This is a genomic window from Pseudomonas sp. HC1(2025) (assembly GCF_058742075.1).
This window is the reverse complement of the sequence record NZ_CP196017.1, coordinates 2,160,343-2,186,011: the sequence shown is the minus strand read 5'-3', so window position 1 is coordinate 2,186,011 and position 25,669 is coordinate 2,160,343. Positions and strand designations below refer to the sequence as shown.

Sequence of the window (25,669 nt, the reverse complement as noted above, 5' to 3'; positions counted from 1 at the left end):
CATCACTGACCCACCGCCTTCGCGAGCAAGCCCGATCCCACAGTTGATTGCATTCCACATCGCTTACAGGGATGTCTTGGCAGCGACCGGGCTGGTTTTGCGCTTGCTGCACAGGCCGTAATACAACACCCCGCCCAACGCCGAACCGGTGAACCAGCCATAGCTGTAGAACCAACTGAATGCATCGCTACCCAGCGACAGCAAGGTCAGCACCACCGGCACGCCAAAGGCGATAAACCCCGCCACATTCCACGCCGGGTACACGTCATCGCGGTACAACCCCGCCAGGTCCAGTTGCTGGCGGCGGATCAGGAAATAGTCCACCACCATGATCCCGGCAATCGGCCCCAACAGGCTCGAATAACCCAGCAGCCAGTTGGAATACACGGTTTCCAGGCTGACATCGGACACGATCAGGCCGAGTTTTTTCAGCAGTTCATGGGCCATCAACGCCAGCCCCACCAGGCCGGTAAGCACCACGGCGGTGGCGCGGTTGATCAGCTTGGGCGCGATGTTCTGGAAGTCATTGGTGGGCGAGACAATATTCGCTGCCGTGTTGGTCGACAGCGTGGCAATGATGATCAACGCCATCGCCACCGCCACCCACACCGGGCTCTGGATGTGGCCGATCAGGGTCACCGGGTCGGAGACGCTGATCCCCACCAGCTTCACCGAGGCGGCGGTCATGATCACGCCCAATGCGGCGAACAGGAACATGGTCAGCGGCAGGCCAAAAATCTGCCCCAGGATCTGGTCCTTCTGGCTTTTGGCATAGCGGCTGAAGTCGGGAATATTCAACGACAACGTGGCCCAGAACCCGACCATCGCCGTCAGCCCGGCCATGAAGTAACCCGTCAGGCTCGCGCCTTCGGGCCGCTTGGGCGGAATCGCCATCAGCTCGCTGAGCGACACATTGGGCAACGCCCACACCAGCAGGCCGATACCCACCGCCACCAGCAGCGGCGCCGACAGGGTTTCCAGCCATTTGATCGACTCGGCGCCACGCAGCACCACCCACAGGTTCAGCACCCAGAAGATCATGAAGCCGATCACCTCGCCGGTGCCGCCCAGGCTCTTCCAACCCTCGAAAATCGAGCCGAGGAACAAGTGGATCGCCAGCCCGCCGAACATCGTCTGGATACCGAACCAGCCACACGCCACCAGCGCACGGATCAGGCACGGCACATTGGAACCAAGGATGCCGAAGGATGAGCGCAACAGCACCGGGAACGGAATGCCGTACTTGGTCCCGGGAAAAGCGTTGAGCGTCAGGGGGATAAGCACCACGATATTGGCCAGCAGGATCGCCATCAGCGCCTCGCCCACCGACAAACCGAAGTACGCGGTAAGCACCCCACCCAGGGTGTAGGTCGGTACGCAGATCGACATGCCGACCCACAGCGCCGTGATGTGCCACTTGTTCCAGGTTCGTTCGTGCACCTTGGTCGGTGCCATGTCGTGGTTGTAGCGGGGGCTGTCGAGGACGTCGCTGCCGGCGTCGAGTTCATACAGGCCGTCGCGTTCTATGACTTGCGATCTGTTCTGTTGCATGGCCGCTCCACGGTTTTTTTTAAAATTATTGTTGCTCATCCGGCGCTCAACGCTGGATGGCCGTAGTCCCGCATGGACAACATGACATCACGGACCCGGCCAACCGCCAGCGCACTCAATTACCGTGCCGCAAGCCGTCACCCCATCCGTACCGCTTATATAACTGGCTGATGTTTATCAGCTTTATTTTATTTACCGAAAAGTCCCACGGCACTTTCAACGTTACTCAGGCCAAATAACGCAGAAGTTGTCCGAACAATCAGGACTCAATCTGGTGCAACACAATTATTTTTATTACTACCCGCCGTCAAGAGGCAACTCTCAAGCGTCTGATTTGCAATAGGAAATGTTGCTCATATTGGGAACCTGTCAAGTGCGTCAAAATGGTGAATGGACGCTACATTTTGGTGATTTGAGATTTTTATCTATATATTTCAACAACTTAATCTGGATATATGTTTATAAAAAATAATCTTGATCATTCGAAAAACTCGGGCTAGTTTCTATTCCTGTCACAACTGACAAGAATAAATCTTGCACGGTGTGCAGCACTACAACACTTAGAACTGGCATAAGCCGGTCAAGCCTCTGAGGAACTCGGCATGTCTCTGTTGATCCGTGGCGCTACCGTTGTTACCCATGATGAAAGTTATAAAGCCGATGTCTTGTGCGCAGACGGTCTAATCCGCGCTATTGGCACTGATCTGGATATTCCCGCCGGCACCGAGATACTCGATGGCAGCGGCCAATACCTGATGCCCGGCGGTATCGACCCCCATACCCATATGCAACTGCCCTTCATGGGCACCGTGGCCAGCGAGGACTTTTTCAGCGGTACGGCAGCGGGCCTGGCGGGCGGGACCACGTCGATCATCGATTTTGTGATTCCCAACCCACAGCAGTCGTTGCTGGAAGCCTTTCACCAGTGGCGTGGCTGGGCCGAGAAGTCGGCGGCCGACTACGGGTTTCATGTGGCGATCACCTGGTGGAGCGAACAGGTGCGCGAGGAAATGGCCGAGCTGGTGAGCCATCACGGCATCAACAGCTTCAAGCACTTCATGGCCTACAAGAACGCGATCATGGCCGCCGACGACACCCTGGTCGCCAGCTTCGAGCGCTGCCTGGAACTGGGCGCGGTGCCCACCGTGCATGCGGAGAACGGCGAGCTGGTGTATCACCTGCAACGCAAGCTGATGGCACAGGGCATCACCGGGCCCGAGGCCCATCCGCTGTCGCGCCCCTCACAAGTGGAAGGCGAAGCCGCCAGCCGCGCGATCCGCATTGCCGAAACCATCGGCACGCCGCTGTACCTGGTACACGTCTCGACCCAGGAAGCCCTCGACGAAATCACCTACGCCCGCGCCAAGGGACAGGCGGTCTATGGCGAAGTCCTGGCCGGGCACCTGCTGCTGGACGACAGCGTGTACCAGCACCCCGACTGGCAGACCGCTGCGGGCTACGTGATGAGCCCGCCCTTCCGCCCACGCGGGCACCAAGACGCGCTGTGGCGCGGCCTGCAATCGGGCAACCTGCACACCACCGCCACCGACCACTGCTGCTTCTGCGCCGAACAAAAGGCCGCCGGGCGTGACGATTTCAGCAAGATTCCCAATGGCACCGCCGGCATCGAGGACCGTATGGCGCTGCTGTGGGACGAAGGGGTCAACACCGGGCGCCTGTCGATGCAGGAGTTCGTCGCGCTGACCTCCACCAACACGGCGAAGATCTTCAACCTCTACCCGCGCAAAGGTGCGATCCGGGTCGGCGCCGATGCCGACCTGGTGCTGTGGGATCCCCAGGGCTCGCGAACCATCTCGGCCAAGACCCACCATCAGCAGGTGGACTTCAACATCTTCGAAGGCAAGACCGTACGCGGCGTGCCCAGCCACACCATCAGCCAGGGCAAGCTGGTCTGGGTCGACGGCGACCTGCGCGCCGAGCGCGGTGCCGGGCGCTATGTCGAGCGGCCGGCGTATCCGGCGGTGTTCGAGCAGTTGCGCAAGCGTGCGGAGCATTCCAAGCCAGCCGCGGTGAAACGCTGACATCGCCGATCGCAGGCAAGCCAGCTCCCACACTTGATCGGGTTCACACAGTTCAAATGTGGGAGCGGGCTTGCCCGCGATGAGGCCAGTGCAAACAACAAAAAAATCAATGCCCGCCAGAGGCAAAAAACCGTGAGGACACTACCGTGATCCAGACCCTGAACCACCTCCCCCACCCCGACGAAGACAAGGCGACCCTCGCCAGCCATTTCACCGATCTGGCACCGCCCCTCAACGCCCGCCAGGCGCACCTGGAAGCCTCGCGCTGCCTGTATTGCTACGACGCACCGTGCGTCAACGCGTGCCCCAGCGAGATCGACATTCCGTCCTTCATCCGCAACATCCACACCGACAACGTCCAGGGCGCAGCGCAAAAGATTCTCTCGGCCAACATCCTCGGTGGCAGCTGTGCCCGGGTGTGCCCGACCGAAATCCTCTGCCAGCAGGCCTGTGTGCGCAACCACAGCGAAGAATGCGCCCCGGTGCTGATCGGCCTGTTGCAACGCTATGCCATCGACAACGCGCACTTCGAGCAACACCCGTTCCAGCGCGCCGCCCCTACCGGCAAGCGCATCGCGGTGGTCGGCGCCGGGCCGGCAGGTTTGTCTTGCGCCCATCGCAGTGCCTTGCATGGGCATGACGTGGTGATTTTCGAAGCCCGGGAAAAGGCCGGTGGCCTCAACGAATACGGGATCGCCAAATACAAACTGGTGGATGACTTCGCCCAGAAGGAGCTTGATTTCCTCCTGCAGATCGGCGGAATCGAAATCCGCCACGGTCAGCGCCTGGGTGACAACCTGAGCCTGAGCGACCTGCACCAGCAATTCGACGCGGTGTTCCTCGGCCTGGGCCTGGCCGCCAGCAAACACCTGGGCCTGCCCCATGAGGACGCCCCCGGCCTGCTCGCCGCCACCGATTACATCCGCGAACTGCGCCAGGCCGACGACCTCAGCCAACTGCCCCTGGCTGACCGCTGCATCGTGCTCGGTGCCGGCAACACCGCCATCGACATGGCCGTGCAAATGGCCCGCCTGGGCGCGCGCGATGTCAACCTGGTCTACCGCCGTGGGCTTGCCGACATGGGCGCCACCGGCCATGAGCAAGATATCGCCAAGGCCAACCAGGTGCGTCTGCTGACCTGGGCCCAACCCGACACGGTGCTGCTGGACGACCAGGGCCAGGTACGCGGCATGCGCTTTGCCCGCACGCGCCTGGAAAACGGCCGCCTGCACCCCACCGGCGAAACTTTCGAGCTGGCGGCAGATGCGATCTTCAAGGCCATCGGCCAAGGCTTCGACGACCAGGCCTTGCACGACCCATTGGCCCAGCAACTGCAACGCCAGGGCGAACGGATCTTTGTCGATGCGCAGCTGCAAACCAGCATCCCCGGCGTGTATGCCGGTGGCGATTGCGTCAGCCTCGGGCAAGACCTCACCGTCCAGGCCGTGCAACACGGCAAGCTGGCCGCCGAGGCCATGCACGCTCAACTCATGCTCAATGTGGAGGCTGCGTAAATGGCCGATCTATCGATTGTGTTCGCCGGTATCAAAGCCCCCAACCCGTTCTGGCTGGCCTCCGCACCACCCACCGACAAAGCCTACAACGTGGTGCGCGCCTTCGAGGCCGGCTGGGGGGGGGTGGTCTGGAAGACCCTGGGCGAAGACCCGGCGGCGGTCAACGTCTCGTCCCGTTATTCGGCGCACTTTGGCGCCAACCGTGAAGTGTTGGGTATCAACAATATCGAGCTGATTACCGACCGCTCCCTGGAGATCAACCTGCGGGAAATCACCCAGGTGAAAAAGGATTGGCCGGACCGCGCGCTGATCGTGTCGCTGATGGTGCCGTGCGTCGAAGAGTCATGGAAAAACATCCTGCCGCTGGTGGAGGCCACCGGTTGCGACGGCATCGAGCTGAACTTCGGGTGCCCCCACGGCATGCCGGAACGGGGCATGGGTGCGGCCGTGGGCCAGGTGCCGGAGTATGTGGAGCAGGTGACACGCTGGTGCAAGACCTACTGTTCGCTGCCGGTGATCGTCAAGCTCACGCCCAACATCACCGACATTCGCGTGGCCGCCCGTGCCGCATATCGCGGGGGCGCCGATGCGGTGTCGCTGATCAACACCATCAACTCCATCACCAGCGTCGATCTGGAGCGCATGGTCGCCCTGCCGATCGTCGGCACCCAGAGTACCCACGGCGGCTACTGCGGCTCGGCGGTCAAACCGATTGCCTTGAACATGGTCGCTGAAATTGCCCGTGACCCCCAGACCCAGGGCTTGCCGATCTGCGGGATCGGCGGCATCGGCAACTGGCGCGATGCCGCAGAGTTCATTGCCCTGGGCTGCGGCGCGGTGCAGGTATGCACGGCGGCGATGCTGCATGGCTTTCGCATTGTCGACGAGATGAAGGATGGCTTGTCGCGGTGGATGGACAGCCAGGGCTACAACAGCCTGCAGGATTTCTCCGGGCGCGCCGTGGGCAACACCACGGACTGGAAATACCTGGACATCAACTACCAGGTCATCGCCAACATTGACCAGGCCGCCTGCATTGGCTGCGGGCGTTGCCATATTGCCTGCGAAGACACCTCGCACCAGGCGATTGCCAGCCTCAAGCAGGCCGATGGCACCCACGTGTACCAAGTGATCGACGACGAATGCGTGGGCTGCAACCTGTGCCAGATCACCTGCCCGGTGGCGGACTGCATCGAGATGGTGCCGATGGACACCGGCAAGCCGTTTTTGAATTGGACGCAGGACCCACGCAACCCCTACCGAGAGGCGGTGTAGCCTTTTAAATCGCTATCGCAGGCAAGCCAGCTCCCACATTTGATCGGGTTCACACAATCAAAATGTGGGAGCTGGCTTGCCTGCGATAAGGCCCTCAACCGCACCACAAACTCAGGGCTCCAAGCCAATCCCCCGCAAAATCACACTGGTCACCGTCTGCACCGCCCGTTCGAACTGCATATCCGACAACGCCTGATGGTCGTTGAGGATCATCACCTGATGATCAAAGTCGGCATAGTGCTGGGTCGAGGCCCAGATCATATACAGCAGGCTCGACGGCTCCACCGCGAGGATGCGTTTGTCTTCCACCCACTGGCGGATTTTCGCTTCCTTCATCTTGGCCCAGTCGTACAGGCTTGCATCCAACGCTTCACCGAGAGTCGGCGCACCGTGGATGATTTCATTGGCCCAGACTTTGGAGCCATAGGGGCGACTGCGCGAATGCTGCATCTTCGCCCGGATGTAGCTGCTGAGGACCACCCGCGGGTCATCGAACATCTCGAAACACAGGGCGTCCTGCTTCCACACTTCCAGCAGGTCGAACAGCACCGCGCTGTACAACTCGCTCTTGGTGCTGAAGTAGTAATGCAGGTTGGAGCGCGGCAGTTGCGCCTGTTCGGCAATGTCGGCCATGGCGGTGCTGCCGTAGCCCTTTTCGGCGAAGACCTTCTCAGCCGCCAGCAGAATCTTTTCGACGTTGACCCGACGGATACCGATCTTGTGATTGCCCATAGGGGCTCCCTGACAACGACATGCCTTGAAGACTACCATCCGCTCTAGATCGGGGCGACAGCCCGAGTGGAAACTTCGTACACTGCCCACTCCTCCCATTGATAGGTAGTGCACGATGTTGATCAAGAAAACCCTGACCACGGTGACCTTGCTGGCCTCGCTGCTGGGCGCTTCGGCGGCTTTTGCCCATGCCCACCTGAAAAACACCACGCCGGCGGCCGACAGCACCGTCGCCGCGCCCGCCGACCTGCGCCTGGTGTTCTCTGAAGGTGTCGAAGCCACGTTCACCAAGGTTTCCCTGAGCAAGGACGGCACCGAAGTGGCGGTCAAAGGCCTGGAAACCCCGGACGCCGACAAGAAAACCCTGGTGGTGACCCCTGCCGCGCCGTTGGCTACCGGCACTTACAAAGTGGAGTGGCATGCGGTCTCGGTCGATACCCACAAGAGCGAAGGCAGCTACAGCTTCAAGGTCGGCCAATAACCCATGGCAACCCTGCTGGTGCTGTGCCGTTTCCTGCACTTTCTGGCGGTGCTGCTGATGTTCGGGGCTTGTGTGTTCCGGCCCGTGCTCCTGGGCAACAAACCCCAGCCGGCACTGGATCGGCAATTGGCGCGCATCACCACGCTACTGGCGTGGCTGGCCCTGGGCAGCGGCGTGGCGTGGTTGCTATTGATCAGTGCCAGCATGGCCGGCAGCGAACTGCTGGCGCTGGACCTGGCCACCGTGCAATTGGTGCTGGGCAAGACCTTCTTCGGCCAGGTCTGGAGCGCGCACCTGCTGCTCAATGGCTTGTTGGTGCTGGGCTTGCTGACGCCCTGGAGCCGCCTGCGCCTGCCACTGACGGTGCTGCTTTTGGCAACCCTGGCCCCGGTGGGCCACGGCGCCATGCTCAGTGGCCTGAACGGCCAATTGCTGATCCTCAATCAGGTGGTACACCTGCTCTGCGTCGGGGCCTGGCTCGGTGGGTTGCTGCTGTTGGTGTTGATCCTGCGCCAAGCGCAGCGCACCGCCCTGGAGGAGGTCCTGCGGCGCTTCAGTGGTGTCGGTTACGGGCTGGTAGCGGGTTTGCTGGTCAGCGGGCTGATCAATGTCCGCGTGCTTACCGGGCAATTGTGGCCTACCCCGCTGTTCAGCGGGTTTGCCTTGATCCTGTTGATCAAGGTGCTGCTGGTGGCGGGCATGCTGGGCCTGGCATTGCTCAACCGGCTACGGATCAAGGGTTGCCAGCAACGTCCGGGCCAATTGCAGGCCAGCGTGTTGCTGGAATGGCTGCTGGGCGCGGCGGCCGTGGCGGCCGTTTCGCTGTTGGGCACCCTGCCACCGATGCTCATGACCCCATAAACAAAACCTCTGCAGGAGCCGGCAAGTCGGCTCCTGCCAGGGGTCAGGGCGGGCTGTTCTTCAAGCGCCCCGCCGTGTCGATACTGACCACCACCGACAACCCCGGCCGCAAGCGTTCGCTCTGCTCCTGATCCGGGTCCACCGTGATCCGCACCGGCACCCGCTGCGCGATCTTGACGAAGTTGCCGGTGGCGTTATCGGCCTGCAACAGGCTGAACTCGGCTCCCGTGGCCGGCGAGATACGCTGCACCGTGCCGTGGAATTTGCGGTGGTTCAGGGCATCGACGGTGAACGTCACCGGCTGGCCCACCTGCACGTTGTCCATCTGGGTTTCTTTCATATTGGCGATCACCCACAGCTGGTTCGGCACCAGCGCCATCAACTGCGCGCCGGAGTTGACGTAGGCCCCCAGGCGCACGCCGATCTGCCCCAACTGGCCGTCCCTGGGTGCGAGCACACGGGTGTTCGACAGGTCGATCCGCGCCAACTCCACGGCGGCCTCGGCGCTGGCGACGGCGGCTTCCAGCGAGCCGCGATTGACGATCACCGTCTGCAGATCCTGGCGGGCGATTTCCAGGCTGGCCTGGGCCTGGGCCACGGCGGCGATGGTCTGCGCGTTGGCGGCGCGGGTCACGTCCAGTTCGCGGCGCGATACCGAGCCGTCGCTGATCAGTTCTTCGTTGCGGCGCAGGTCGGCGGTGCTTTTGCGCGCCTGGGCCTGGCTGTCGGCCAGGGCCGCCTGGCGCAACTTGATGGTCGCCTCGGCGCTGTTGCGCTGTTGCACCACGTTGGCCAGGGACGCCTGCTGTACCGCCAGTTGCGCCTGGGCCTGGTCCAGGCGCTGCTTGTAGATGCGATCGTCGAGGCGCACCAGCAGATCCCCGGCCTTGACGTACTGGAAATCCTGCACCGGCACCTCGAACACATAACCGCTCAATTGCGGGCCGATGATCGTTACCTGGCCGCGCACCAGGGCGTTCTCGGTGGTTTCGACGGCACTGCTGAAAGGCGGCAATTGCCAGGCGTACAACACGATCAACACGCCGACGATCGCAATCGCGGCAAAGCCCAGGGACGAGATGACACGCACCCCCAACGAACGCTGTTCGGTGACCGTGGCACCGGGCGGCGTGGTGCCCTCCGGGGTGGAAGCAATGGCATTGGTGGTCGTGGTGGTAGCCGTAGGTTCGCTCATGAAGGAAGTGCGCCGCTAGGTTGAACGGAAGGCGCTGCGCTGGCGGCAGCTTTCTTGGTGGTGCTCATCAGCCACAGGCTGCGGGTAAAAATCCACAACATGGTGAGGATCGCGATGATCGCGATCAGCATGAACACGTCGTTATAGGCCATGACATTGGCTTCACGGGTGGCCGCCGTGGCCAGGCTGCGAATGCCCATCAGGTTGCGCAGTTCCGGGTCGGCAATTACCGAGCCATAGGCCGAGCCACCGCTCTGCACCCGGGCGGCTACGCGCGGGTCCAACAATGTCAGGTGTTCGACAATCATGCTGGAGTGGAACTTCTCCCGCACGATCTGGAACGTGCCGAGCAACGCCGCCCCCATCAGCCCGCCAAGGTTCTGGCAAATACCGAATAACACCGAGAAACTCACGAGGTTGCGCGGGTTGGTCAGCACATTGCGCATGCCCAGCACCATGGTCGGGCCGAGGAAGAAGGTACCGCCAAACCCCAGCAAAAACTGGCTCAGGTACATGTTGTGCGGGCGAGTCAGGTTGCTGGAGAAGCTGTCCATCACCGAACCTGTGGCCATCAGGGCCAGGGATATCACCAGCGGCATCAGCAGGTGTGCCGGGTTGATGGTCAACGCGCTGATCACCAGGCCACTGATCGCCCCCAGCAGCATCACCAGGTACAAGGTGCGCATCTGCTCGCTGCTCATGTTCAGCGCCTGCAAAAAGCCGACGGCGCCGGTGGACTGCTCGGACAGCACCATGCGGATCAGGATCACCGCCAGGGCCAGGCGAATCATCACCCCGCCGCCCAGCCAGCGGGTCATCAGCAACGGGTTGGCGCGGTTATGTTCGATGGCCAGGCCGGCCATGATCAGCACTAGCGAACAGGCAGAAGCGACGCCAATCCACGGCGCTTCCAGCCACCAGTCGATACGCCCCAGGGACAGTACCGCGCAGAGCAACGCCACCCCCGAGGCGAGCAAGGCGAAGGTCAGGAAGTCGAGCTTTTCAAAGGTCTTGAAGCGGTCGCCCGGTGGCAACTTGAGCAGGAATACACAGCCCAGGCAGGTCAGCGCCATGCCCAGTTCAAACAGGTAGAGGCCGCGCCACTCGGCAATTTGCAGCAAGTCCTCGGAAAACAGCCGTGCCATCGGCAGGGCCAGTTGCGCGGTGCCCAGGCCCAAGACCAGGGCCTTGAGCCGCCACTTTGCGGGGAACGCCTGGACCATGTAGTACAAACCCAGGGAACTGAGGGCCGCGCCCACCATGCCGTGGGCCGCACGCACGGCGATTGCCGAGCTGAGATCATTGACGAACAGATGGCCAAAGGTGACCAGGGCGTAAAGCACCAGGAACACTTCGGTAAACGCGCGCAAGCCGAACTGCTGGCGGAACTTCACCAGCAGCAGGTTCATCGACACGTTGGTCATCACGTAGGCCGCGGGCAGCCAGGCCATTTCGGCGGTGGTCGCGCCCAATGCCCCTTGCAGATACGGCAGGTTGGCGATCACCAGTGCATTGCCCAGGCCGCCGGTGATTGCCACCAGCACGCCAACCAGGGCAAAGGCCCAGCGTTTGAGCGTGGGGTGATGGGGCGTCGACGGCGACCCCGGCAAGCTCGGACGCTCGTGGGGTTGCCAGGTATGCGGGGTGTATTTATCCATTCGTGACCTTGATGACCGACGCACGAGGCCGGTAAAACCATGACTCAGAGCGTAGTAGACCTGAGCGGGGTTCATCTTGTCATCTTTGTGGGAGCTGGCTTGCCTGCTCCCATATTTGATTTGCGATGTGGCACAAACTATATGCCCAGCCCAGCCCCCCTGTGGGAGCGGGCTTGCCCGCGATAGCGGCGGTTCAGGCGATATTTCCAGTGGCTGACACACCGCCATCGCAGGCAAGCCAGCTCCCACATTTGATTTGCGATGTGGCACAAATTATGTGCACAGCCGAGCCCCCCCTGTGGGAGCGGGCTTGCCCGCGATGGCGGCGGTTCAGGCGATATTTCCAGTGGCTGACACACCGCCATCGCAGGCAAGCCAGCTCCCACATTTGATTTGCGATGTGGCACAAACTATATGCCCAACCCAGTCCCCCTGTGGGAGCGGGCTTGCCCGCGATGGCGGCGGTTCAGGCGATATTTCCAGTGGCAGACACACCGCCATCGCAGGCAAGCCAGCTCCCACATTTGATTTGCGATGTGGCACAAATTATGTGCACAGCCGAGCCCCCCTGTGGGAGCGGGCTTGCCCGCGATAGCGGCGGTTCAGGCGCTATTTCCAGTGGCTGACACACCGCCATCGCAGGCAAGCCAGCTCCCACATTTGATTTGCGATGTGGCACAAACTATATGCCCAGCCCAGCCCCCCCTTTGGGAGCGGGCTCACACTGGGGCTTTTAGATCCAGCCCAGCCAGCTCCAATAGGTGGCGGCAAACACCAGCATCAACAGGTAGCCAATCAAGGTCACCAACAAGCCCACCTTGGCAAACTGCCTCGCGGTAAAGGTGCCGGTGCCCAGGCACACCATGTTCTGCGGGGCGTTGATCGGCAGGATAAAGCCATAGCTGACCACAAACCCGAGCAACATGGTCATGCCCAGCCGGCTGAAGTCCCCCGGCAGGGTTTGCAGCACCGCGATCAGGATCGGCAGCAAGGCCGAGGTCAACGCAGTGGCGCTGGCAAAGCCCAGGTGGATCACAATCAGGAATGCCCCAAGGATCGCAAACACCCCCAGCGGACCCAGTTGATCCAGGCCGGTATGCCCCACCACCTGCGCGCCCAGCCATTGCCCGGCCTGGGTGGTCAGCAGCGCCGTACCGAGGCTGATGCCCACGCCAAACACAATCACCGTGCCCCAGGGGATGCGCGACTGCACGTCTTTCCAGGTCATCACCCCAATCCCCGGCAGCAGCAGGAACACCAGGCCGGCGTAGGTGGTGGAGGTGGTATCGAAGCTGTGCAGGCGCCCTTCCGTGGCCCAGGCCAGCAGCAGCAATAGCGAGACCGTCAGCAGGCGCTTCTGCGGCCCGGTCATCGGGCCGATATCGGCCAGAGATTGCGCCACGGCCTCCTTGCCACCGGGGATGCTGTTGGTTTCCGGAGGCAGCAACTTGAGCACCAGCAACAGCAATACCGCCGACATGATCAACGCCCACGGCGCCCCGGCGATCAGCCAGTCGATCCACGACACGCGCTGGCCGAGCATCTTGTCCATAAAGCCCACGGTCAACAGGTTCTGCGCCGCCGCGGTCTGGATCCCGACGTTCCAGATGCTGGTGCCCTGGGCGACGACGATCATGATCCCGGCGGCGATATTGGAGCGTTTGTCCACGCCAAACGCGGCGATCACCCCCATCATGATCGGCACTACGCAAGCACTGCGCGCCGTGGCGCTGGGCACTACCAGGCTGAGCAGGATGGTCACCGCAATCGCCCCCACCAGAATCCCGCGGGTGCTGGTGCCAACCCGGGTCAGGGTGACCAGGGCGATACGCCGGTCGAGGCCTGTGTGGGTCATGGCGGCGGCGATAAACAACGCACCGGCCACCAGGGCCAGGGCCGGGTTGGCAAACCCGGTAAGCGCCATGCTGATGGCGGGGCTGGAACCGATCAGGTGCGTCGGGTCCTGCAGGGACGGCGCGGTGCCCAGCAGAAAGGCCATCAACGAGGTGATCATGATCGCACTGGCTTCGTAGGACACCGCCTCGGTGATCCACACCACCACGGCAAAGGCCAGGATCGCCAGCATCCGATGCCCGGCTACCGGCAAGTCGGCGGGCAACGGCAACAACAGCACGCCGATCATCACCAGCACGGCGATCACCAGGCCCATGGGCAGCTTGAAAGAAACAGCAGGTGTTGCGGGGGCACTCATGGAAATCTCCGTCGGCCGTGACAATCAAGGCCCGCAGCATGAGGCAAAGCGTCGCGGCGGGTTTTGACAGGTATCAAGGCACACGCGATTTAAACCTGTGGGAGCAGGCTTGCCTGCTCCCACATTCAGGCCGTCGTGTCAGGCGCGGCACCCAGTAGCTGGCTCAACACCGCCCGCAGCTTGCCCGGCTTCACCGGTTTATTGAGCAACGGCGCCTCCAGGCGCTGCAACGAACGCCGGCACTGGTCCGTGCGGTCGGCCGTGATGATCACCGCAGGGATCCTGCGGTCGAAATGCTCGCGCAACTGCTTGACCACCTCGCAGCCGACCACACCATGATCGAGGTGGTAATCGGCCAGGATCAGCTCCGGCGCCCTACCCTGCAACGCCACCAACGCGCCCGCCTGATCAGTGGCGGTCACCACTTCGCAGCCCCACTGCCCAAGCAACGCGCGCATGCTCTCCAGGATGCTGGTTTCGTTATCCAGCACCAGCAGGCGCCGCCCCGGCAATGGGTTGCCGGCACCGGCCTGGGGTGGCGCGAGGCTGATGGGCAGCGGTATTTCCTCGGACAGCGGCACCTCGATACTGAACATCGAGCCGCGCCCCGGCCATGAGCGCACCCTCACCTGGCAGCCGAGGATCTTCGCGATACGCTCGACAATCGCCAGGCCCAGGCCTACGCCCTTGCGATCCGCCGCCCGGCCGACGTCCAGTTGGTTGAACTCGAGGAAAATCGACTCCAGGCTGTCGGCGGCAATCCCACGGCCGGTGTCCCACACCTCCAGGCGCAGGCGATCACCGCGCCGCCGCGCCCCCAGCAGGATGCAACCCTGCTCGGTATAGCGGCAGGCATTGCTGAGGAAATTGCGCAGGATGCGTGTCAACAGGCGCAGGTCGGTGCGCAGCGCATAGCGGCCCATGTGCACACGCAGGTTCAACCCGGCCGCCGCCGCCACCGACTGGAACTCCGAAACCAGCGGCGCCAGCAGTTCGTCGAGGCGATACAGGGCAATGTCCGGCTTGACCGCCGCCTGGTCGAGGCGGGAAATATCCAGCAAGTCCGCCAGCAGGTCTTCCGCCCCTTCCAGCGCCTGGTGCGTACGCTCCACCAGGACTTTTTCCACGCTGGGCAGCTCTCGCTCGCGCAAGGTAGAGATCAACAAGCGCGCGGCATTGAGCGGCTGCAACAGGTCGTGGCTGGCGGCGGCGAGGTATTTGTCCTTGCTGCGGTTGGCGGCCTGGGCAGCGTCGCGGGCGTCGCGCAGGTCCTGTTCGATGCGCTCGCGCCGGGCGATCTGCTGTTGCAGGTTGTGGTTGGCGTCGAGCAGTTCATCGGTGCGTGCCGCGACCCTTTGCTCCAGCTCATCGTTGAGGCGGATATAGCGTTTGCGCTCGGCCTCCAGCTCATCCAACCGCGCCGTCAGCTCGGGATAGTGGCTCTTGCGTGCCGAATGGTCGCCCAGCCCCAGCAGCCCGGCCAGGGCCCGCTGTTGATCGTCAGAGAGCTTCGCCATAGACGACCTCGACGTCACGCTGGCTCGACTCGCGCGGGTTGGTCAGGATGCACGGGTCGTGCATGGCGTGTTGCGACAAGAACGGAATATCCGCCACCCGCACCCCGTGCAGGCCCAGGGTTTCATGGAAGCCAATGGCATGCTTGAGCGCAATCAGGTGCTCCACCAACCGCCCGCAGATCTGCCGGTGGTTGAGCCCCCGGCAGTCGATGCCAAAAGTCTCGGCAATCACCTTGAAACGCTCCGGCGCCGAGTTGTAGTTGAACGCCACCACATGCTCGACCAGCACCGCGTTGCACAGGCCATGGGGCAAATCGAGAAAACCGCCCAGGCTGTGGGACATGGCATGCACCGCACCCAGGATCGCATTGGAAAACGCCAGGCCCGCCTGCATGCTACCGAGCATGATTTTCTCGCGCAGGGCGATATCGCTGGGGTTGGCGATCATCTGCACCAGGTTGCCATTGATCAGGCGCATAGCCTCCAGCGCATGGGGGTCGGTCAGCGGGCCGTGGCCGGTAGACACAAAGGCCTCGATGGCATGCACCAGCGCGTCGATCCCGGTACAGGCCGAGAGAAACGGGTCCATGCTGGCGGTGGTTTCCGGATCGATCAGCGACACATCCGGCACCACCGCCTTGCTGACGATGGAAAACTTCATGCGTTCCTGCTGATTGGAAATGATCACGAACTGCGACACGTCGGCGGAGGTGCCGGCGGTGGTCGGGATCAGGATCAGCGGCGGGCTGGGCACGCGGATGGTGTCCACCCCTTCGAACTCAAGGATGCTGCGCCCATGGGCAACCACAATGCCAATGGCCTTGCCGCAATCCATCGGGCTGCCGCCGCCGACGGCGACGATCACATCGCAATGGTGCTCGCGGTAGACCTCGGCGCCCTGCATCACTTCTTCCACACGCGGGTTGGGTGACACGGCGGTGTACAGGCAGTACTCGATACCCAGGGCCTGCAGGCTGGCCTCCACATCTGCGACCCAACCGGCAGCCACTACGCCGGGGTCGCTGACCACCAGGACCTTGCGCGCACCAAAGGTCTTGGCGTAATTGCCGACATTGTGCCGGGAACCGGCGCCGAAGATGATTTCTGGGGAAACGAATTTACGCAGTTGGCTGAGACTCTGGCTCATTGGTAAGCCTGTTTTTATTGTTTTTGGAAGATACGGGCCACACTAACGCATCCGCTGGCGAATGCAATCAGACCAATGGGTGGCCCACATCCCCGTTGAAATTTCAGCGATTGGCGAAATACATCGTCACTTCAAAGCCGATACGCAGGTCGGTGTAGGCGGGTTTGGTCCACATGGGGCGTTCCTCTTGTTATGCCGGGAAAGTCCGGTACAGGCATTAATGCATGGGTGGGCTGGCGGGCGAATGCTACTTTCGAACGAGCCGGCAGCCTGCAATGGTCGCGGGTGTACCCCCATCAAAAATGTGGGAGCGGGCTTACCTGCGACGGCCATCGTGGTTTAACGGGGCGCCCAAGATCAAAAGCCAGATCAAAAGCAGATCAACAGCAGAGCAAGAGCGCGAAGCTGCATTCCCCTGTAGGAGCTGGCTTGCCTGCGATGGCGGTGTATCAGCCAATACATTTATCGACTGATACACCGCTATCGCAGCGATCCGACAAGCCAGCTCCCACACTTGATTGCATTTCAAGCAGGGAGGCTGATGTCTGCCCATCAAAGGGTGGAAGCTGGCAGTTCAATCAGGCGATCAGAAGAACCCCAACGGGTTGATGTCATAGCTCACCAGCAGGTTCTTGGTCTGCTGGTAATGGTCGAGCATCATCTTGTGGTTCTCACGGCCCACGCCGGACTTTTTGTAGCCGCCAAATGCGGCGTGCGCCGGGTACAGGTGGTAGCAGTTGGTCCACACGCGCCCGGCCTTGATCGCCCGGCCCATGCGGTAGGCGCGGTTGATGTCGCGGGTCCACAGCCCGGCACCGAGGCCAAATTCGCTGTCGTTGGCAATCGCCAGGGCTTCGGCTTCGTCCTTGAAGGTGGTCACGCCCACCACCGGGCCGAAGATTTCTTCCTGGAACACGCGCATTTTATTGTGGCCCTTGAGCAGGGTCGGCTGGATGTAATAGCCGCTGGACAGGTCGCCCTCCAGGTGTTCGGCGGCGCCACCGGCCAGCAGTTCGGCGCCCTCTTCCTGGGCAATGGTCAGGTACGAGAGGATCTTGTCGTACTGCTGCTCGGACGCCTGGGCGCCGACCATGGTTTCGGTGTCCAGCGGGTTGCCGCGCTTGATCTTGACGATCTTCTTCATGACCTCGGCCATGAACGGCTCGTAGATCGACTCCTGCACCAGCGCCCGCGACGGGCAGGTGCAGACCTCGCCCTGGTTGAAGAACGCCAGCACCAGGCCCTCGGCGGCTTTCTCGATAAAGGCCGGTTCCGCCTGCATGATGTCTTCAAAGAAGATATTGGGCGACTTGCCGCCCAGCTCGACGGTAGACGGAATAATGTTCTCGGCCGCCGCGTGCATGATGTGCGCGCCCACCGGGGTGGAGCCGGTAAAGGCGATCTTGGCGATGCGCTTGCTGGTGGCCAGGGCTTCGCCGGCTTCGCGGCCAAAACCCTGGACGATGTTCAGCACGCCGGCCGGCAACAGGTCGGCGATCAGCTCGGCAAACACCATGATCGACAGCGGCGTCTGCTCGGCCGGCTTGAGCACGATGCAGTTGCCGGCGGCCAGGGCCGGGGCGAGTTTCCAGGCGGCCATCAACAACGGGAAGTTCCACGGGATGATCTGCCCGACCACGCCCAGGGGTTCGTGGAAGTGATAAGCGGTGGTCAGTTCGTTGATCTCGGCAGCGCCGCCCTCCTGGGCGCGGATACAGCCGGCGAAATAACGGAAGTGGTCGGCGGCCAATGGCACGTCGGCATTCAGGGTCTCGCGCACGGCCTTGCCGTTGTCCCAGGTTTCGGTCACGGCCAACACTTCCAGGTGCTGCTCGATGCGGTCGGCAATTTTCAGCAGCACCAGGGAACGATCCTGGGCCGAGGTCTTGCCCCAGGCATCGGCGGCGGCATGCGCGGCGTCCAGCGCCTTGTCGATATCGGCGGCGCTGGAGCGCGGGAATTGGGCAATCACTTCGCCGGTGACCGGCGAGGTGTTGGTGAAGTATTCACCGTTGACCGGGGCCACAAACTCGCCACCGATAAAGTTGCCGTAGCGTGGCTTGAAGGTGACGATGGCGCCGGGGGTGCCAGGTTGTGCGTAGATCATGATGAGGCCTCTTTCGGGGGGATGTTGTTATTGATCTATCCGTTGCATCTGGGCGCGTTCATAGCGCGGATACAGGTGGCTGACACTGCGGATCAGTTCGTAGCGGCTCAGGCTGATGGCCGCAAAACGTTCGGGGATGGGGCTGCGGATCATCTCGCCCATGGCACTGCCGTTGGCGGCACCGGTAGCCATGAGCTGGTCGAGCCAGCCCAGGTAGTCACGCATTTGTGCAAAGGGCTGCGCGTCGCTGGCCACGGGGCCGTGGCCGGGCACAATGAGCTTGCAGGGCAGGCCTTGCAGGGTGGCGATATCCGCCAGCCATACTGCAAGGCCGGGGGTATTGGGGGTGGTCAGGGCGCGCTGGTAAAACACCAGGTCGCCGGCAAACAGCACGCCGCTGGTCTCGTCGAAAATCGCCAGGTCGGCGCCGGTATGGCCGCTCAGGCTCAGCAGGCGCAAGGAGTGCCCACCAAAGGTCTGCACGCCGGGGCTCAGCGTCTGGCTGGGCAGCAGCACTTCAGTGCCACGCATCCAGTCGCCGACCATGCGGTACATATTTTCCGCCATGCCATCGCCCTGCTCGCGCAGCAGCGTGGTGGTGCCTGCCAGCGCGCCGATGGGCACATCCTTGAACGCCTGGTTGCCCAGTACATGGTCGGGGTGGTGATGGGTCAGCAAGACCTGGATCACCGGTTTGTCGGTGACCGTGGCAATTGCCTGGCGCATCGCCTCGCCGTAGCGCCGGGACGGCCCGGTGTCGATAACCACTACCCCGGCCTGGGTCACGATAAAGGCGGTATTGACGATATTGCCGCCGTTGGCCCTGGCGAAATTGTCGGTGCTGCCTTCCAGCAGCCAGGTGTCGGCAGCGATCTGCCGGGGGTTGAGGGCGTAGTCGAGGTCGGCCAGCGCGGGCAGGCTCAGGCCGAACAACAGCAGCCATAGCCACTTCATGGGATGGCTCCGGAAAATTCGCTGCCGCTGGTGTCGCGCAACAGTAGGCGCACCGGCCCCGCTCCTTGCAGGTCAAACGCCAGGTCGGGGTTCTCGCTGACCGCCGCGAACAGCTCCAGGCGCGCCAACACCCGGTCCTGGGCGTCGCGCAGCTCGGCGTGGTTGATGTAGAACTCAGGGATGCCGCTGACCATGCCATTGTCCATCGGGTGCGCCACTTGCAGGCGCAGCCGGCTGAAATCCGCGCGGGGGTAGCGACCGCCCAACACTTCTCCCAGGTGCTCTTCCCAACCCGGCTGGCTGCGCACCACGCTGGGCGCGGTGCAGCCACCGCCGGCGGCGTCGATCAGGGTCGAGCCCACATGCCACAGGCCATCTTTGGTCAACACGGCCGCGCGCAACGGCGTGGCCTGTTCGATGCGGATACGAATCGCCAGCCAGGGCAGCACGCCCTCGCCCGGCTGGAAGTCGACGATTTTCGGCAGTGGATTGAGTTCGGCCCAGGCGATGATCTTCACTACCTCGCCCTTGAAGGCGCGGGCATCGATTTCCAGCGGCACCTGCCGCGCATCTTCGGCAAAGGGCGGCGCCAGCAGTTGGACCCGCTCATCAAAGACAAACGGCGCATTGCCGAGCAACTGCTGGTGAAAATAGCTCCACATCACCGATGGCACCGGGTCTTTGCCGGGGTCCATCCCGTAGGCGGCCACTGGCAACCAACAAGCCAACAGCCAACGTGCGCGCCAGCCCATGGCTTACTCCTCGACGTGCACGCTATCAAGATAAGTGCGTACCGCCCATAAGGCTTCCTGGCTCAGGTAGTCGGCCATTTTAGGCATGTACACCCGGCCATCGCGCACGGCACCGTGGCGCACCCGTTCGACGAACCACTCGTCCCCGGCATCGCCCTCATCGAGCATGCGCAGGTCCGGCGCGATCCCGCCGGACTTGGCTTCCAGGCCATGGCACGCGGCGCAGTTCTGGTTATAGGCCGAGGCGCCGACTTCCACGGCCTTGTCATGTTCCGGCGACTGGCGATACGGGTTCACCGCCGCCCAGCCGTCCGCATCCAGCGTCACGCCGGCATCCTTGACCGGCGTCAGTCCCTTGGTTTCCACGGCAGTGGGTGTGACGTTGCCATGAGCCCAGGCGGAGCCTGCGCCGATCACCCCGGCCAACAGGCCGGCAACCAGCAAGGCGTTGCGTTTTGTTGTCATTATTGTCCCCTCAGGATTGCACGCAAAACCTCTCTACAGAGGCTATGGCAACCATCATAGGAACGCCTCGCCAGGGCCCGTATGCTGCTTTGGTGGCCGGGTTCTACTCCCTTCGTAGTAAGGCTTGCGGGCCCCTGCTAAATCAGATGCGGTTCGGGAAATTGTCCCGGCTACACCGGGATATTTTCCGTATCCCTGTGCCCCGTCCAGCCAGCAACCTGTGCAGGCCAAAACCTCCACTGGGAACTGCAACCATGACAATAAGATCGCTACCCGCCCTCTCGCCGCTGAGCCTTGCCGTGCAGGCTTTCCTGCTGGTCGGCAGCCTGTCCTTGAGTGCGGCGAGCTTCGCCGCTGCCGAACCTGCCAAGCAGACGCGCAACGTCACCTGGGAAGACATTGCCAACGACCACCTGACCACCAAGGACGTGCTGCAATACGGCATGGGCACCAACGCCCAGCGCTGGAGCCCCCTAGCCCAGGTCAACGACAAGAACGTTTTCAAGCTCACACCGGCCTGGTCCTACTCGTTCGGTGACGAGAAGCAACGCGGCCAGGAATCCCAGGCCATCGTCAACGACGGCGTGGTGTATGTCACCGGCTCCTACTCCCGGGTATTCGCCCTCGACGCCAAGACCGGCAAGCGCCTGTGGACCTACAACCACCGCCTGCCCGACAACATTCGCCCGTGCTGTGACGTGGTCAACCGCGGGGCGGCGATCTTTGGCGACAAGATCTACTTCGGCACCCTCGATGCGCGCCTGATCGCCCTCGACAAGAACACCGGCAAAGTGGTGTGGAACAAGAAATTCGGCGACCACGCCGCCGGCTACACCATGACCGGCGCCCCGGTGCTGATCAAAGACAAGGTCACCGGCAAGGTCCTGCTGATCCACGGCAGCTCCGGTGATGAATTCGGCGTGGTCGGCCAGCTGTTTGCCCGCGACCCGGACACCGGCGAAGAAGTGTGGATGCGCCCGTTTGTCGAAGGCCACATGGGCCGCCTCAATGGCAAGGACAGCACCACCACCGGCGATGTGAAAGCACCGTCCTGGCCGGACGATCCAACCACCGAAACCGGCAAGGTCGAGGCCTGGAGCCACGGCGGCGGCGCCCCTTGGCAGAGCGCCAGTTTCGATGCCGAAACCAACACCATCATCGTCGGTGCCGGCAACCCAGGGCCGTGGAACACCTGGGCGCGCACCTCCAAGGACGGCAACCCCCACGACTTCGACAGCCTCTACACCTCCGGCCAAGTGGGTGTCGATCCAAGCACCGGCGAAGTGAAGTGGTTCTACCAGCACACGCCAAACGATGCCTGGGACTTCTCCGGCAACAACGAGCTGGTGCTGTTCGACTACAAGGACAAGGACGGCAAAGTGGTCAAGGCCACCGGCCACGCCGACCGCAACGGCTTCTTCTACGTGGTCGACCGCAACAACGGCAAGCTGCAGAACGCCTTCCCGTTTGTCGACAACATCACCTGGGCCAGCCATATCGACCTGAAGACAGGCCGCCCCGTGGAAAACGAAGGCCAGCGTCCGGCCAAGCCGCTGCCGGGTGAAACCAAGGGCAAATCGGTGGAAGTCTCGCCGCCGTTCCTCGGTGGCAAGAACTGGAACCCCATGGCCTACAGCCAGGACACCGGCCTGTTCTACATTCCGGGCAACCAGTGGAAAGAGGAATACTGGACCGAAGAGGTCAACTACAAGAAGGGCTCGGCGTACCTGGGCATGGGGTTCCGCATCAAGCGCATGTATGACGACCACGTCGGCACCCTGCGCGCGATGAACCCGACCACCGGCAAGGTGGTATGGGAACACAAGGAAGCCCTGCCATTGTGGGCCGGCGTGCTGGCGACCAAGGGCAACCTGGTGTTCACCGGCACTGGCGATGGCTTCTTCAAGGCCTTCGACGCGAAAACCGGCAAGGAGCTGTGGAAGTTCCAGACCGGCAGCGGCATCGTCTCCCCGCCGATCACCTGGGAACAGGACGGCGAGCAGTACATCGGCGTGACGGTTGGCTACGGCGGCGCGGTGCCGTTGTGGGGCGGCGACATGGCCGAGCTGACCAAGCCGGTGGCGCAAGGCGGGTCATTCTGGGTGTTCAAGATCCCGAGCTGGGATAACAAGACCGCGCAAAAATAACCCCCGTTGATGATCGTTCCCACGCTCTGCGTGGGAATGCTTCCCAGGGCGCTCCGCGCCCCAACGGCCACCACGAGATCCCCGCCATGAACTACCTGCCCCTCTTACTTCTGCTGTCCCTCCCCCTGGCCTACGCCGACGATGGCGACGACCAACCCCTGGTCATCAACGGCTGCACCATCGCCCCCCACAGCCAATGCCCCGGCGCCAACCTCAAGGGCGCCAACTTGCGTAACGAGGATTTGAGCAAAATGAACCTGGCCGGTGCCGACCTGCGCGAGGCCGACCTGCGCCACGCCAACCTCGACCTGGCCAACCTGGAAAAAGCCCAACTGCAAGGCGCCAACCTGACCCGCGCCAGCCTGCAACAAGCCAACCTGCGCCTGGCGGATTTCAGCGGTGCCACCTTGATGGCCGTGCAAGGCTGGGGCATGTTCGCCCAGGGTGCACAGTTCGAAAACGCCAACCTCAGCGCCGCCTACCTGCAATTTGCGCGGCTGTCGGGGGCCAAGCTGCACAAGGCCAACCTGCGTGCCGCGGACCTGGAAATGACCTGGCTGAGCAAAGCCGACCTGCAAGGTGCGGACCTCAGCGATGCCAACCTGCAAGAAGCCAAGTTCGGTGAAAGCAATCTGGAACAGGCCACCCTCACCGGCACCCGCCAGCACTATGCAAACTTCCAGGATGCGAATATGGAGGGCTGCAAGGACTGCCCCACCACTTGGGACCGTTAACCTCTGTAGGCGCCGGCTTGTCGGCGCCTACAGAGGTGCGATTTATCCCGCCGCCCGCACCACGCCCATATCAATCCCCACATGCACTAACTCCGCATGGGAGCTGACCTGCAATTTGCTCTTGAGCAAGGTCAGGTGATTGGACACGGTCTTGCTGCTGATGCTCAGTTGATCAGCAATGGCCCGGGTGGGCGTGCCCTTGGCGAGCATCAGGAAGATCTCCAACTCGCGGGCGGTCATGCCCTGCAGGCGATGATCGACCGGGTGATAGGCCAGCTCGGTGGCCAGGGCCTGTTCGATATAGGTGTGGCCGTCGAGAATGCGCTGCACCGCCTCGTTCATCACCGCAGGCGTCGCGCCCTTGGTGATGTAACCCGCAGCGCCGACCTCCAGGGCCTGGCGTACCAGGGGCAGTTCCTGATGCTGGCTGAAAAACAGCACGCGCAATTGCGGCAGGCGCTGGCGCAGGCGGCGGGTGGTCTCCAGGCCACTGATGCCCGGCAGGCCAAAACCGGTGATCACCAGGTTCGGCACCGCCTCCTGCACCCGCGCCAGCGCCTCTTCGCCACTGCCCGCCTCGCGCAGCTCCACGCCCGGTAGCAGCGCCCGCAACAGGCTGCTGTAGCCCAGGCGCACCACGGCGTGTTTGTCGACCAACAGGATATTCATGAGGCATGCGCCGGCATCACCAAAACTGGCGCCGGTCGCGGGCCGTGGAGCTTGTCCACGCCGATCAGGCTGACAATCAGCAAAAACGGCAAGAGCAGCGCCTTGAGGATTCGCATGATCGTACAACTCCCGGGGATGATCGTTGCCTTGCATGCTAGAGCCCCCGGGCACGCGGTGAATTACTACTTTGGTACTGGTTTTGCTGTCTATCGTCGCATTCCCAAGGCAGCGCGACTGGCATGTAATGGGCGCATAACTATAAGGATCGTACCTGCCATGCTGCCCGCCCGACTGACCCTGGTTGCCGTGCTGTCGCTGACCCCGCTGCTGGCGGCTGCCCAGCCGCCCACTGCGCTGTTTTCCAGCGATGGCTACCGCATCAACCTCTATCGCAGCCCCACGCCTGCGCACCTGCCGGGCGCGACCATCGTCGACACCCCTGCCCTGCAAGCGCTGCTGGCGCAACAACCGCGCCCGGTGCTGATCGACGTCTACCGCCGACAATGGCTGCACGGCCAGTTCATCGAAGACCAGCCCCACGCCAACCTGCCCGGCAGCCATTGGCTGGCCAATACCGGCGATGGGGAGCTGACGCCAGAATGGCAAAGCTACTTTGCCCGCCACCTGTATACCTACAGCGGCGGTAACCTTGCACACCCGTTGGTGTTCTACTGCCGCTCAGATTGCTGGTTGAGTTGGAACGCGGTAAAACGGGCCAATGCCTTGGGCTATAGCGCTGTGTATTGGTATCGCGATGGCCTGGACGCGTGGGAGGCAGCCAAGCTGCCAGTCGCCGCAGCACACCCTGAGCCCTTTGAGCTTGCCCCCTGAAAAACCACAATAAAAAGGTGAACGGCCATGTATAAAATTCTGATTGCCGACGATCACCCGCTGTTTCGCGAAGCGATCCATAACGTCATCAGCGACGGTTTTGCCGGTAGCGAAGTGATGGAAACCGCCGACCTGGACAGCGCCCTGGCCCTGACCCAGGAGCATGACGACCTCGACCTGATCCTGCTGGACCTGAACATGCCCGGCATGCACGGCCTCAACGGCCTGATCAACCTGCGCAACGAAGCACCGACGATTCCAGTGGTGATCGTCTCGGCCGAGCAGGACAAGCAGATCGTGCTGCAGGCCATTACCTACGGGGCGGTCGGCTTTATCACCAAGTCCTCGCCACGGGCGCAGATGACCGAGGCGATCCAGCAGATCCTCAATGGCAACGTGTACCTGCCGCCGGACATCATCCGCACCCAGAAAAACCCCGGCCAGCGGCGCATGCACGACAACCCGGCCTTCGCCCCGGAACTGCTCCAGGCCCTCACGCGCAAACAGCTGCTGGTGCTGGAACGCATGACCAAGGGTGAGTCGAACAAGCAGATTGCCTACACCCTGGAAATTGCCGAGACCACGGTGAAGGCCCATGTGTCGGCGATCCTGCGCAAGTTGAATGTGCACAATCGGGTGCAGGCGATCTTGAGCGCCGGGGACATCGACTTCGGTTCCTATCTGCGACGCTGATTATCCTGACGACTGAGATCAAAATGTGGGAGCGGGCTTGCTCGCGAATGCGTTGGATCAGTAATGAATGTATTGACTGACCCACCGCATTCGCGAGCAAGCCCGCTCCCACAGGGGATCTGCGCTTAACTG

Annotated in this window: 22 protein-coding genes; 9 read left to right on the top strand and 13 right to left on the bottom strand. The window is 62.4% G+C overall.

What is annotated here, in order from left to right; all coding sequences use genetic code 11:
• Positions 1 to 63: 63 nt before the first annotated feature.
• Entirely contained in the window at positions 64 to 1,551 is a 1,488-nt protein-coding gene (locus tag ACSSVH_RS09800) for an NCS1 family nucleobase:cation symporter-1 (protein WP_170043141.1), read from the bottom strand.
• 602 nt (positions 1,552 to 2,153) lie between these two features.
• On the opposite strand from ACSSVH_RS09800, the gene hydA reads away from it, so the two are divergent.
• The 3 genes from hydA to preA all read left to right on the top strand — a co-directional run bounded on the left by hydA (position 2,154) and on the right by preA (position 6,382).
• Complete coding sequence (gene hydA, locus ACSSVH_RS09795; protein ID WP_492634423.1) at positions 2,154 to 3,593, top strand: dihydropyrimidinase; 1,440 nt, start codon at positions 2,154 to 2,156, stop codon at positions 3,591 to 3,593.
• Between the two features lie 146 nt (positions 3,594 to 3,739).
• Positions 3,740 to 5,107, top strand: coding sequence for an NAD(P)-dependent oxidoreductase (locus ACSSVH_RS09790; RefSeq protein ID WP_492634422.1), 1,368 nt, complete (start codon positions 3,740 to 3,742; stop codon positions 5,105 to 5,107).
• Complete coding sequence (preA, locus tag ACSSVH_RS09785) at positions 5,108 to 6,382, top strand: NAD-dependent dihydropyrimidine dehydrogenase subunit PreA (protein ID WP_172314171.1); 1,275 nt, start codon at positions 5,108 to 5,110, stop codon at positions 6,380 to 6,382.
• A 111-nt stretch (positions 6,383 to 6,493) separates the two neighbouring features.
• On the opposite strand, the gene ACSSVH_RS09780 is transcribed toward preA, so the two are convergent.
• The gene (locus ACSSVH_RS09780) at positions 6,494 to 7,114 is read right to left on the bottom strand and encodes a TetR/AcrR family transcriptional regulator (RefSeq protein WP_029298440.1); all 621 of its coding nucleotides are present in this window, start codon (positions 7,112 to 7,114) and stop codon (positions 6,494 to 6,496) included.
• Positions 7,115 to 7,229: 115 nt separating this feature from the next.
• Between ACSSVH_RS09780 and copC the strand changes: the two genes are divergently transcribed.
• Both copC and copD read left to right on the top strand, forming a co-directional pair.
• A complete protein-coding gene (gene copC, locus ACSSVH_RS09775; protein WP_492634421.1) occupies positions 7,230 to 7,595 on the top strand; it encodes a copper homeostasis periplasmic binding protein CopC in 366 nt (121 codons plus the stop codon).
• 3 nt (positions 7,596 to 7,598) lie between these two features.
• Positions 7,599 to 8,456: a copper homeostasis membrane protein CopD gene (gene copD, locus ACSSVH_RS09770; protein ID WP_492634420.1), complete on the top strand. Its 858-nt coding sequence runs from the start codon at positions 7,599 to 7,601 to the stop codon at positions 8,454 to 8,456.
• 43 nt (positions 8,457 to 8,499) lie between these two features.
• Here copD and ACSSVH_RS09765 read toward each other — a convergent pair whose 3' ends face one another.
• The 10 genes from ACSSVH_RS09765 to pedF all read right to left on the bottom strand — a co-directional run bounded on the left by ACSSVH_RS09765 (position 8,500) and on the right by pedF (position 20,463).
• Entirely contained in the window at positions 8,500 to 9,651 is a 1,152-nt protein-coding gene (locus tag ACSSVH_RS09765; protein WP_170043145.1) for an HlyD family secretion protein, read from the bottom strand.
• Positions 9,648 to 11,309, bottom strand: coding sequence for an MFS transporter (locus ACSSVH_RS09760; RefSeq protein ID WP_169954414.1), 1,662 nt, complete (start codon positions 11,307 to 11,309; stop codon positions 9,648 to 9,650). Before ACSSVH_RS09760 ends, ACSSVH_RS09765 begins: the two co-directional genes overlap by 4 nt.
• Positions 11,310 to 12,042: 733 nt before the next feature.
• On the bottom strand, positions 12,043 to 13,521 hold the full coding sequence (locus ACSSVH_RS09755) for a DASS family sodium-coupled anion symporter (RefSeq protein WP_169954415.1): 1,479 nt from the start codon (positions 13,519 to 13,521) through the stop codon (positions 12,043 to 12,045).
• 125 nt (positions 13,522 to 13,646) lie between these two features.
• Positions 13,647 to 15,038 carry an ATP-binding response regulator gene (locus tag ACSSVH_RS09750; RefSeq protein ID WP_169954416.1) on the bottom strand — a complete coding sequence of 464 codons (1,392 nt, stop codon included), beginning with the start codon at positions 15,036 to 15,038 and terminating at the stop codon, positions 13,647 to 13,649.
• Positions 15,022 to 16,185 carry an alcohol dehydrogenase-like regulatory protein ErcA gene (gene ercA, locus ACSSVH_RS09745; protein ID WP_169954417.1) on the bottom strand — a complete coding sequence of 388 codons (1,164 nt, stop codon included), beginning with the start codon at positions 16,183 to 16,185 and terminating at the stop codon, positions 15,022 to 15,024. The genes ACSSVH_RS09750 and ercA overlap by 17 nt, the downstream gene beginning before the upstream one ends.
• Before the next feature lie 103 nt (positions 16,186 to 16,288).
• Entirely contained in the window at positions 16,289 to 16,360 is a 72-nt protein-coding gene (gene pqqA / locus ACSSVH_RS09740; RefSeq protein WP_003243383.1) for a pyrroloquinoline quinone precursor peptide PqqA, read from the bottom strand.
• Positions 16,361 to 16,771: 411 nt separating this feature from the next.
• Complete coding sequence (exaC, locus tag ACSSVH_RS09735) at positions 16,772 to 18,292, bottom strand: acetaldehyde dehydrogenase ExaC (RefSeq protein ID WP_169954418.1); 1,521 nt, start codon at positions 18,290 to 18,292, stop codon at positions 16,772 to 16,774.
• A gap of 27 nt (positions 18,293 to 18,319) precedes the next feature.
• Positions 18,320 to 19,246, bottom strand: coding sequence for a quinoprotein relay system zinc metallohydrolase 1 (locus ACSSVH_RS09730; RefSeq protein ID WP_169954419.1), 927 nt, complete (start codon positions 19,244 to 19,246; stop codon positions 18,320 to 18,322).
• Positions 19,243 to 19,998 (bottom strand): quinoprotein dehydrogenase-associated SoxYZ-like carrier, encoded by a 756-nt coding sequence (locus ACSSVH_RS09725; RefSeq protein ID WP_169954420.1) that lies wholly within the window; start codon positions 19,996 to 19,998, stop codon positions 19,243 to 19,245. The genes ACSSVH_RS09730 and ACSSVH_RS09725 overlap by 4 nt, the downstream gene beginning before the upstream one ends.
• A gap of 3 nt (positions 19,999 to 20,001) precedes the next feature.
• The gene (gene pedF / locus ACSSVH_RS09720; RefSeq protein WP_169954421.1) at positions 20,002 to 20,463 is read right to left on the bottom strand and encodes a cytochrome c-550 PedF; all 462 of its coding nucleotides are present in this window, start codon (positions 20,461 to 20,463) and stop codon (positions 20,002 to 20,004) included.
• A gap of 254 nt (positions 20,464 to 20,717) precedes the next feature.
• Here pedF and exaA point away from each other — a divergent pair, with 254 nt between their 5' ends.
• Together exaA and ACSSVH_RS09710 are read left to right on the top strand one after the other, a co-directional pair.
• Positions 20,718 to 22,610: a quinoprotein ethanol dehydrogenase gene (gene exaA / locus ACSSVH_RS09715; RefSeq protein ID WP_169954422.1), complete on the top strand. Its 1,893-nt coding sequence runs from the start codon at positions 20,718 to 20,720 to the stop codon at positions 22,608 to 22,610.
• 86 nt (positions 22,611 to 22,696) lie between these two features.
• Entirely contained in the window at positions 22,697 to 23,344 is a 648-nt protein-coding gene (locus ACSSVH_RS09710; RefSeq protein WP_169954423.1) for a pentapeptide repeat-containing protein, read from the top strand.
• Positions 23,345 to 23,386: 42 nt separating this feature from the next.
• Here ACSSVH_RS09710 and ACSSVH_RS09705 read toward each other — a convergent pair whose 3' ends face one another.
• Positions 23,387 to 24,013, bottom strand: coding sequence for a response regulator (locus ACSSVH_RS09705; RefSeq protein ID WP_169954424.1), 627 nt, complete (start codon positions 24,011 to 24,013; stop codon positions 23,387 to 23,389).
• Positions 24,014 to 24,289: 276 nt separating this feature from the next.
• On the opposite strand from ACSSVH_RS09705, the gene ACSSVH_RS09700 reads away from it, so the two are divergent.
• Positions 24,290 to 24,844 (top strand): PQQ-dependent catabolism-associated CXXCW motif protein, encoded by a 555-nt coding sequence (locus ACSSVH_RS09700; protein ID WP_169954425.1) that lies wholly within the window; start codon positions 24,290 to 24,292, stop codon positions 24,842 to 24,844.
• 27 nt (positions 24,845 to 24,871) lie between these two features.
• Positions 24,872 to 25,537, top strand: coding sequence for a response regulator transcription factor (locus tag ACSSVH_RS09695; protein WP_029296512.1), 666 nt, complete (start codon positions 24,872 to 24,874; stop codon positions 25,535 to 25,537).
• Positions 25,538 to 25,669 lie beyond the last annotated feature (132 nt).